This window comes from Kribbella sp., assembly GCF_035655035.1.
Taxonomy (GTDB): Bacteria; Actinomycetota; Actinomycetes; order Propionibacteriales; family Kribbellaceae; genus Kribbella.
Window position 1 is genome coordinate 1 of record NZ_DASRVN010000282.1, and the last position, 9550, is coordinate 9550.

Sequence of the window (9550 nt, forward strand, 5' to 3'; positions counted from 1 at the left end):
GTGATGCCCAGGGTCATGAAGCCGGGCGTGTGGTTGATACCCGCGTACGGCGTGTCGTCCGGGGTGCTGTCGAAGCCGCCCTGGCTGTAGCCCTGGCCGCGGGTGTCCATCACGAAGTGCGCGTACCCGGCCTGTGCCCACAGGGTGGTCGAGTGCGGCAGGCCGCGCCCGCCGCTGTAGCCGTGGTACTGCACCACGGTCGGCAGCGGTCCCTCGGCACCGGCCGGCACGTGCAGCCAGCCCTTCACCGGAGTGCCGCCGAAGCCGGCGTAGGTGACGTCGTAGGTGTCGACGACCGCGAGCTTGTTGTCGATCGCGGTGAACGTGGCGGACAGGTCGTCGGTGCGCGCCTTCTCGATCGAGCGGCGCCAGAAGTCGACCAGGTCGGCGGGCGCGGCCACCTCGGGCCGGTACTCGCGGAGCTTGTCGAGGGAAAGGTCGAACATGGCCATGACCGCTAAACCTACGCCCGGCGGCGCCCCCAGGAAAGCGGTGTCCAGATCCGGCCGCGGCTGGACTACGGTGGACTGATGCCGACTCCGAACATCGTCTTCGTGATGTCCGACGATCATGCCGCGCACGCCATCTCGGCGTACGGGAGCAGGGTCAACACCACGCCGTACCTGGACCGGCTGGCCCAGGAAGGGGTGCGGATGGACGCGACCTACTGCACGAATTCGATCTGCTCGCCGTCGCGGGCCTCGATCCTGACCGGGACCTACAGTCATGTGAACGGGGTCGCGTCGATCTGGACCGAGATCGACTACCGGGTGCCGACGATCGCCGAGGTGCTGCAGGAGGCCGGCTATCAGACGGCGCTGTTCGGCAAGTGGCACCTGGGCGAGCAGCCGGAGTCCGCGCCGCGCAACTTCGACGCCTGGCGGGTGTTCCCCGGGCAGGGCGACTACGTCGACCCGCTGATGATCGGGCCGGACGGCGCCGAGACGGTGCCCGGGTACGCGACGGACATCGTCACGGACCAGAGCATCGACTGGATCCGGCAGCGGGACAAGGAGCGCCCGTTCCTGCTGCTGGTGCACCACAAGGCACCGCACCGGCCGTGGGTGCCGGACGAGAAGCACAGGCACCTCTACCCGGTCGGTTCGATCCCGGAGCCGAGCACGCTGTTCGACGACCACAGCACCCGTAGCCAGGCAGTCCGCGGCGTACACATGTCGGTCGCGGACGACCTGGCGGCGGAGGAGCTCAACGAGACGCTCCCGGACGAGCTGCGCGGCCCGGAGAACCGGGAGGCGCGGATGCGGTGGAAGTACCAGCGCTACCTGCGGGACTACCTGCAGTGCGTCCAGTCGATCGACGACAACGTCGGCCGGCTGCTCGACGTACTGGACTCCGAAGGGCTGGCCGAGAACACGGTCGTGGTCTACACCTCGGACCAAGGTTTCTTCCTCGGCGACCACGGGTGGTTCGACAAGCGGCTGATGTTCGACGAGTCGCTGCAGATGCCGATGATGATCCGCTGGCCGTCCGTCATCCCGGCCGGCAGTACCTGCGACGCGATGGTGACCAACGTGGACTTCGCGGCCACGTTCCTGGAGATGGCGGGGCTGGATGCTGCGTCAGCACTCCCCACGTCTCAGGGCCGGAGCTTCTTGCCGCTGCTGCGTGGCGAGGAGGTGCCGGACTGGCCGGACGCCGTCTACTACCGGTACTGGGAGCACGACGACCCGATCCACCACGCCCCGGCGCACTACGGCGTACGGACGAAGGACTACAAGCTCATCCACTACTACGGCGCCGGTCTGGGCGTGCCGGGGTCGTCGGACCGCCTGTTCGAGTCCGAGTGGGAGCTGTACGACCTGCAGAAGGACCCGTCGGAGCTGGTGAACGTCGCCGACGACCCTGCATACGCCGAGACCCGTGCAGCCCTGACCACTCGCTTGAGCGAGCTACAGGCGCAGTACGCCGACCTGCCGTACGAGGGCCCGTCAACGCCGGCCCCCTCGTGGTCCTGGGCCGACAAGAAGGCGCTGGCCCAGGTAGCGGAGTACCTCAAGCACCTGCCAGAGCGCGGTCAAGTGTGAGGCCGAAGCCGGGCTCCTCGGTGAGGAGTACGTGGCCGTCCTCAAGGGTGTAGGCGTTGGGCCCGGGAACACCTTCGATGATGGGGGTGTTCCCAAGGCCGGCTGACAGGTGCGCGGCGTACAAGGTCTTCAACGGAAGGCCCCAGGCGTGCGGTGATGCCTCTGCCTTCAAGAGCGGCATGGTGTGACGCCAAGCGGTGAGACCGTGACCGATGACGTCCATCAGGGCTACGTCGATGAGACCGTCAGCGGCCAGCGACAGCACGTGCTGCACGTTGGGGTCGTACTCGCCGTCCGCGATCCTCGGCAACGCCGGCACGCGTTCGTGAAGGGCCTGCAGGTCCGGACGGCGTTCCGGGAACGGCTCCTCGATCCAGTACAGGTCGCAGTCCGCCACGGCGTCGAGGTACTCCAACAGGCCGTTCAACGTGAAGCCGTCGTTGCCGTCGACCAGGATCGCGGCGTCCGGGTACAGCTCGCGGGTCAGCCGGGTGACCTCGATGTCGCGCTGCAGGCCGGCCCGCGGCTCCATCCAGCGGTGACCGCGGCCGATCTTCAGCTTGAAGTCACGGAACCCGAACGCGTGGTCCTGGGCGAGGTTCGCGCGGATCGCGTCCAGCCCGCCCTCGAGGTCGTCGAAGTAGATGCCGCCGCTGTAGCACCGCACCCGCGGCGACCCGGCGCCACCGAGCATCGCGTACACCGGTACGTCGAGGATCCGCGCCGCCAGGTCGTGCAGCGGATAGTCGAGGAACTCCGCCGCCGGGTCGACCACGCCGCGCTCCGGATCGATCAGGTCCGCCAACGGCCGCCCGATCAGCGGCCCGGGATCGCCGTCCGACAACGGCAGCCCCCAGCCGGTCGCGCCGCGGTCGGTCTCCACGACGTACGCCGTCATGCTGCCGCCACTCCCGTGACTGCCGAGGAACGAGTTCCGGCCGATCGTGCGCAGGTACTCGTACCCGAGCTGGACGGTCGTGATCGAGCTGATCGTGTGCTGCGGCAACGTCACTGGAAGACCCCTCTGAGCCGGCGGTAGGCGGACGGATTGCTCAGTACGTCGGTGCTGTCCACGAACTGGTCGATCGCCCCGATCGGCCCGACCCGCTTCAGCTGCGGGTCCGCCACCGTCGCGTGGCACGCCTCGGCGAACCGCCCGGCGTCGAGGACCTGCGCCGGACGGTCGAAGAACGGCCGCGGCACCGGGTCGAGCTCGGCGGTGATCCCGAGCGCGTTGTGCCGCCCGCCGACCAGCTCGTACGCCGTCACCAGCGCGCGCTCCCGGTCCGCGAAGTTGCCCGCGGCAACCGCTTCCGCGAGCGCCGTGTCCAGCCCGTCCGGATGCTTCAGCCGCGCGAACGCCGTACCGAGCCATTTCGTGTACGGCGCATACTGTCGCGACTGCAGCAGCGCCAGCCGCATCACGTCGCGGGCGAGCCGTGCCGCGACGACCTGGGACCCGAGCTCGTCGCCGACCTCGTGGGTCCGCTGCACGAACGGCTCCTCCTGCGCGATCCGGGCCCACTGGCAGGCCATCAGCCACCGCCAGACCTCGTCCGGGTACCAGGCCACAGCTGCACGCACGGGCGCGAGCCGACCGTCGTCGGCGTACACCTGTCCCTTCACCACACCGAGGAACTGCTGCTGCGGTGTGACCAGCCAGTCCTCCACACTGATCCCCTGCGACGCGTCGAAACCCAAGTGCCCGCGTAGCCAGTCACTCAGCGACGCTACGGTCACGCGGTGCTCCACTGCGTGCACAGATGAGCCGAAGCGGACAGGGAAGCCGCGGTACTCGTCCGGCAACGCAGCTTCGATCCGCTTCAGCACAGGCTCTACCTCGGTCTGGTCGACCAGAACGACCAGCCGTGGACCCCAGTCGTGATCCATCGACCGTGTGGTGTCGTAGCCGAGCACATCGGAGCCCCAGCCCAGCAGACCGGCCGCGTGACTCGTACTGCCGACTGCGGGACCGACGACCTCCGTGTAGAAGCCGGCCGAGAGCTCCTGCGCAGTGACGAAAGGCATGCGGACCATCCTTTCACCCCGCACTACAGTGAGGCCCGTGATTTCGCATGTGGTGTGGGACTGGAACGGCACGCTCCTCAACGACAACCACGCGGTACTGGCCGCGGTCAACGAGGTGTGCACCGGGTTCGGGAGGCCGGCGCTCGCCTGGAGCGAGTGGCAGGCCGCGTACGCGCGCCCGATGCGGCTCTCCTACGAGCAGGTCCTGCAGCGCGCTCTCGACGAGGAGGAGTGGGCGCAGGTCGACAAGCTGTACCACGACCGGTACGACGCGCTCCTGCACACGTGTGAACTCGCAGCCGGCGCACACGACGCCCTGCGAGCCTGTGCGACCAGCGGGCGGACCCAGTCGCTGTTGTCGATGTGGTTCCACTCGCGGCTCACACCGACCGTCGAGCAGTACGGGCTCACGCAGTACTTCACGCGCGTAGACGGGCTGCCCGGTGAGATCGGGGGCGGTTCCAAGGCCGACAGCCTGGCCCGCCACCTCCGGGAGCAGCAGCTGGACCCGGCGTCCGTCGTACTGATCGGTGACGTCGTCGACGACGCCAACGCGGCGCAAGCAGCCGGTACGGAGTGTGTCCTGGTCACTACCGGCGCCATGACCCGTGAGGCGTTGCTCACGACGGGCGCACCGGTCACAGGCTCCATCACGGAGGCTCTGCGGCTACTGGACACCTGAGGGCTAGGCTGCCCCAGTGGGGAAGGGCGATCGGGAGCTGCGTGGTCGGCGGCGGGAGACCGAAGTACTGGATGGGCTGATCAGCGAGGCCAAGGCCGGGCGTAGTCAGGTGCTGTTGCTCACCGGTGAGGCCGGGGTCGGGAAGTCGGCGCTGCTGGATGCGCTGGTCGCCGGGGCCGACGGCTGCCGGATCACCCGGACGGCCGGGATCGAGTCCGAGATGGAGCTCGCGTACGCCGGTCTGCAGCAGCTCTGCCTGCCCTTCCTGGAGAACGTCGACCGGCTGCCGGAGCCGCAGCGGGAAGCTCTCGGTACGGCGTTCGGGCTGCGGAGTGGCCCGACGCCGGACCGGTTCCTGATCGGGCTCGCCGTACTGAACCTGCTCGCCGACGCGGCGAACGAACAGCCCGTGCTGTGTGTCGTCGACGACGCCCAGTGGCTGGACCTGATGTCCGCGCGGATCCTGGCGTTCGTGGCCCGGCGGCTCGCGGCCGAGTCCGTGGTGCTGGTGCTCGCGGTCCGTGACGGGATCGAGCACGAGTTCGGCGGACTGACCGAGCTGCCGATCCACGGCCTGGACGACGCCGACGCCCGGGCGCTGCTGGAGTCGGTGCTGCCCGGCCCGATCGACCCGCGGGTCCGCGACCGGATCGTCGCCGAAACCCGCGGCAACCCGCTCGCGTTGCTGGAACTCCCCCGCGCCTGGACCGCCGCCGAGCTCGCCGACGGCCTCGCGGCCGGCACCCTCGCCGGGCGAATCGAGGCCGGCTTCGCCCGCCGCCTCGAAGGCCTGCCCACCGACACCCGGCTCCTCCTCCTGACCGCAGCCGCCGAGCCCGTCGGCGACCCGACCCTGCTCTGGCGCGCAGCCGAACACCTCGGCCTCGGCCCGAACGCGGCGGCTGAGGCGGTTGCGTCCGGGCTGATCACGTTCGACCAGCACATCCGGTTCCGGCATCCGTTGGTACGGTCGGCGGCGTACCGGACGGCTACCCCGCAGCAGCGCCTCGCCGTACACCGTGCGCTGGCGGCGGTGACCGACCCCGAGACCGACCCGGACCGGCGAGCGTGGCACCGGGCGCAGGCGGCCGTGACGCCCGACGAGGACGTCGCCGCCGACCTCGAACGGTCCGCCCAACGGGCGCGTGCCCGCGGCGGGTTCTTTGCCGCCGGCACCTTTCTCGAGCGGTCGGCGGCGCTGACGATCGACCCGGCCCTGCGGGCGAACCGCGCACTGGCCGCCGCGACCGCCAAACGCAGCGCCGGAGCCCTCGACTCCGCGCTCGATCTGCTGGCCGGCGCCGCGGCCGGCCCGCCGGACCCGGTCCGCGACGCCGAGATCACCCGGCTGCGCGGCGAGATCGCGTTCGACCGGGGCCACTCCGCCGAGGCCGCCCGTACGCTGGTCGCGGCTGCCCGACAGCTCGAGCCGCACGACCACGAGCAGGCCCGCGTCGCCTACCTCGAAGCAATGTCCGCCGCCATCTGGGCGGCCGGCCCCGACACCCCAGGCATCCTCACCGAAGTCGCCTCCAGCACGCCCCCGCCGTCAGGCCCGAGAGGTGACCTGCTGCTGCAGGCGCTCGCACTGCGGTTCACCCGCGGGTACGCCGTCGCCGCGCCGCAGCTGGTCAAGGCCCTCGAGCAGGCTCGGGCAGGCGCGGCGGAGGACGAGCGTGGCTGGCTCTGGCTGGCCGGAAACCGTGCGAGCGGCATCGTCGCGATCGACCTCTGGGATCTCGACACAGCCCTCGAACTGGCCGCCCGCCACGAACGTGTCGCCCGCGCCAACGGCGCCCTCGTCCAGCTCCAGTGGGCGCTCAACTTCCGCGCCAACGTCGTCTCGATGACCGGTGACCTGACCGCCGCGGCGGCGTACGTCGAGGAGGAACGGCAGCTCGCCGCGGCCTCCGGCAACCGGGTGCTCGGCATCGGCGCCATGCAGCTCGCGGCGCTGCGCGGCGACGAGTCCGCCGCGCAACCGCTGATCGACGCGATGATCCGCGAGGCCCGCGCCCAGGAACAAGGCCGGATGACCGCGATCGCGACGTACACGAGTGCCCTGCTGAACAACGGCCTCGGCCGCTACGAGACGGCGCGCGACGCGGCACTCCAGGTCTTCGAACAGGACCCGGTCGCGTACGGCGCCCTCGTCGTCGGCGAACTCGCCGAGGCCGCGTCCAGAACCGGCGACCCGAAACTCGTCGAGACCACCCTCACCTGGCTCACCGACCGCGTCGCCGCCGCCCCGACCGACTGGTCCCGCGGCCTGGAGGCCCGCGCCCGGGCCCTTCTCAGCAACGACGAGACGGCGTACCGCGCGTCCATCGACCACCTCGGCCGGACCGCCCTCCGCCTGGAGTCCGCCCGCGCCGAACTCCTGTACGGCGAATGGCTCCGTCGCGAAGGCCGCCGCCAGGACGCCCGCGAACACCTCCGCGCCGCCCACGAGCAGCTGACCGCGATGGGCACCGAGGCGTTCGCCGACCGCGCCCGCCACGAACTCCTCGCCACCGGCGAAACGGTCCGCAAACGTACGCCCGAAACCACCAACGACCTGACCGCCCAGGAAGCCCAGATCGCCGGCCTGGCCCGCGACGGCCTCACCAACCCGGAGATCGCCGCCCAGCTCTTCATCAGCCCCCGCACCGTCGAGTGGCACCTCCGCAAGACCTTCGCGAAACTCGGCATCACCTCCCGCCGCCAGCTCCGCACGGCGATCGCCCGGTAGCACCGCGGGCCGCGACCGGGCAGAGTTGGCGTATCCGTCGGCGGCAGGAGGATCCGGTATGAGCATCGATGTCATCGTGGTCGGACTGGGGTTCGGGGCGGACTTCGCGCCGATCTACCAGGCGCATCCCGACGTGGGCCGGGTCGCGGTGGTCGATGCGGATCCCGTCCGTACGGCGGCCGTCGCGGACCGGCTCGGGATCGCAGACCGGTTTGCGTCCCTCGAGGACGCGCTGGCCGCGGACGGCTGGGACGCCGTACATCTACTGACACCGGTCCGGTTCCACGCCGGCCAGGTCCAGCAGGTACTGCGGTCCGGCCGGCACTGCGCGTCCGCGGTGCCGATGGCAACGACCCTGGACGACCTGGACGCGTTGATCGCGGCGCAGGACGAGTCCGGGCGGAACTACATGATGATGGAGACCGCGGTGTACTCCCGCGAGTTCTTCCTCGCGCAGCGACTCCTCGACGAGGGTGCGCTCGGGCGGTTGAGCTACTTCAAGGGCGACCATCTGCAGAACCTCGACGGATTCCCGGAGTACTGGCGCGGCTACCCGCCGATGCACTACGTCACGCATGCCCTCTCCCCCGCGCTGGCGCTGGCGGACACCCGGGTGGAGTCCGTGCGATGCGTCGGGTCCAGTCGGCTCACGCCGGATCACGTCGGGGTGGCGGGCGACGGGTTCGGCACCGAGGCCGGGTTGTTCACGCTGGCCGGCGACGACGCGTTGGTGGCGAACGTGACGATGTCGTTCTTCCAGCTCGGACGGAGCTACCTCGAAGGATTCTCGGTGTACGGCGACGAGGGCGCGCTGGAATGGCCGCAACTGGAGGGCGGCCCGATGAAGGAGTTCCGGATGCCCCCGCTGACCACTCCTCGGCGCGGTCGGGAGGTACACGTCACCGATGTCGAGCCGACCGGCGCTCCGGAGCTGCTACCGGAGGTACTACGGCCCTTCACCACCGGCGGGCACGGTGGGTCACATCCGCACCTGGTCCACGAGTTCGTCTCCAGCATCGTCGCCCACCGCACGCCCCGCGTCGACGCCCGGACGGCGGCGACCTGGACCGCGCCGGGCATCTGCGCCCACGAGTCCGCTCTGCAGGGCGGCGCCGAGATCCAGGTGCCCGACTACGGCCACAGCTAGCACCCCGCCCGGAACGCCGACGTCCTCCCCGTTTGAGAGGTTCGCCTCTGAGATGGCCTGTTCACCACGTGCAGGCAAGCTGCCAAACGGCCATTTCAGAGGTGAACCCCCGAAATGCTCGACACCGGAGTGGTTGTGGTGACTTCGATGATCGAGTACGAGCTGGGTGGGAGGACCAGGGTCTGGTTGTCGTCGAGTTCTGTGCGCTCTGAGTGGGGGCGTACGCGGTCAGGGTCGATCGTTGTGTTCTTGGTCAGTGGGTCTTCGGTGTGGAGTTGGTGAAGTTTGACCACGTGGGTCAGCAGGGGGCGGCCAAGGTTGAGCGTGAGGTGGGCTGAGTCCCGGTCGCGGTTGACGACGGACAGCCAGAGGGTGGTGCTGCCTGGGTCGGTGGAGGCGCTGATGTCGAGGGCGGGGAGGTCCCCGGGCGGCGAGGCGTAGTGGGTGTCGCCGGGGAGCGAGAGGCTGCCGCTGTGGTGGCGTTGCAGTTGTAGTGGCCAGTAGACGGTCTCGCGGACCACCTGGTCGTCGGTGACGACCAGGGCGCCGACCACGTTGACGGTTTGAGCGAAGTTCGCGAGTGTCACGCTCGCGGACCGGCGTTGCATGACGTTGAGGAAGGACGCGACCGCGAGGGCGTCGACCGTACGGTAACGGGTCTCGCCCGGGCGCCACGTCGGGCTCATCTCGAAGCGGGTGGCGTCGGCGCAGTTCCATTCGGTAAAGGCCAGCGCGGGTTTCGGCATACCGGGTTTCTCGCGGGCGACGAGGTCGACCAGGCCTTGGATCGCGACGATCGCGGACTCGGCGCGGTACGGACCGGTGAGCACCCGGGTGTAGTCGCCGTCCTCGGTGGCCGGGTCGAACGGCCAGTAGGTGTGCAGGGTCAGGTAGTCGATGTGGTCCCACGCCTCCCG

8 protein-coding genes are annotated in these 9550 nt (G+C 70.0%); 4 read left to right on the forward strand and 4 right to left on the reverse strand.

The window, feature by feature from the left end; translation table 11 throughout:
• On the reverse strand, nucleotides 1-452 hold a 452-nt coding region (locus tag VFF46_RS16300), incomplete at its 3' end, for an acetylxylan esterase (protein ID WP_325037966.1).
• A 78-nt stretch (nucleotides 453-530) separates the two neighbouring features.
• Between VFF46_RS16300 and VFF46_RS16305 the strand changes: the two genes are divergently transcribed.
• Entirely contained in the window at nucleotides 531-2045 is a 1515-nt protein-coding gene (locus VFF46_RS16305) for a sulfatase (protein WP_325037967.1), read from the forward strand.
• Here VFF46_RS16305 and VFF46_RS16310 read toward each other — a convergent pair.
• Nucleotides 2014-3057: an enolase C-terminal domain-like protein gene (locus VFF46_RS16310; protein WP_325037968.1), complete on the reverse strand. Its 1044-nt coding sequence runs from the start codon at nucleotides 3055-3057 to the stop codon at nucleotides 2014-2016. The genes VFF46_RS16305 and VFF46_RS16310 overlap by 32 nt on opposite strands.
• Nucleotides 3054-4073, reverse strand: a complete 1020-nt coding sequence (locus VFF46_RS16315) for a DUF4037 domain-containing protein (RefSeq protein WP_325037969.1) — start codon at nucleotides 4071-4073, stop codon at nucleotides 3054-3056. Before VFF46_RS16315 ends, VFF46_RS16310 begins: the two co-directional genes overlap by 4 nt.
• A gap of 37 nt (nucleotides 4074-4110) precedes the next feature.
• Here VFF46_RS16315 and VFF46_RS16320 point away from each other — a divergent pair, with 37 nt between their 5' ends.
• Genes VFF46_RS16320 through VFF46_RS16330 form a run of 3 tightly spaced genes read left to right on the forward strand, consistent with a single transcriptional unit; the run spans nucleotide 4111 to nucleotide 8633 of the window.
• Nucleotides 4111-4755, forward strand: a complete 645-nt coding sequence (locus VFF46_RS16320) for an HAD family hydrolase (protein WP_325037970.1) — start codon at nucleotides 4111-4113, stop codon at nucleotides 4753-4755.
• 16 nt (nucleotides 4756-4771) lie between these two features.
• Nucleotides 4772-7486, forward strand: a complete 2715-nt coding sequence (locus tag VFF46_RS16325; protein WP_325037971.1) for a helix-turn-helix transcriptional regulator — start codon at nucleotides 4772-4774, stop codon at nucleotides 7484-7486.
• A 58-nt stretch (nucleotides 7487-7544) separates the two neighbouring features.
• On the forward strand, nucleotides 7545-8633 hold the full coding sequence (locus VFF46_RS16330) for a Gfo/Idh/MocA family oxidoreductase (protein WP_325037972.1): 1089 nt from the start codon (nucleotides 7545-7547) through the stop codon (nucleotides 8631-8633).
• A 95-nt stretch (nucleotides 8634-8728) separates the two neighbouring features.
• On the opposite strand, the gene VFF46_RS16335 is transcribed toward VFF46_RS16330, so the two are convergent.
• Nucleotides 8729-9550: alpha-L-arabinofuranosidase C-terminal domain-containing protein (locus VFF46_RS16335; RefSeq protein WP_325037973.1), on the reverse strand; the 822-nt coding region annotated here is incomplete at its 5' end.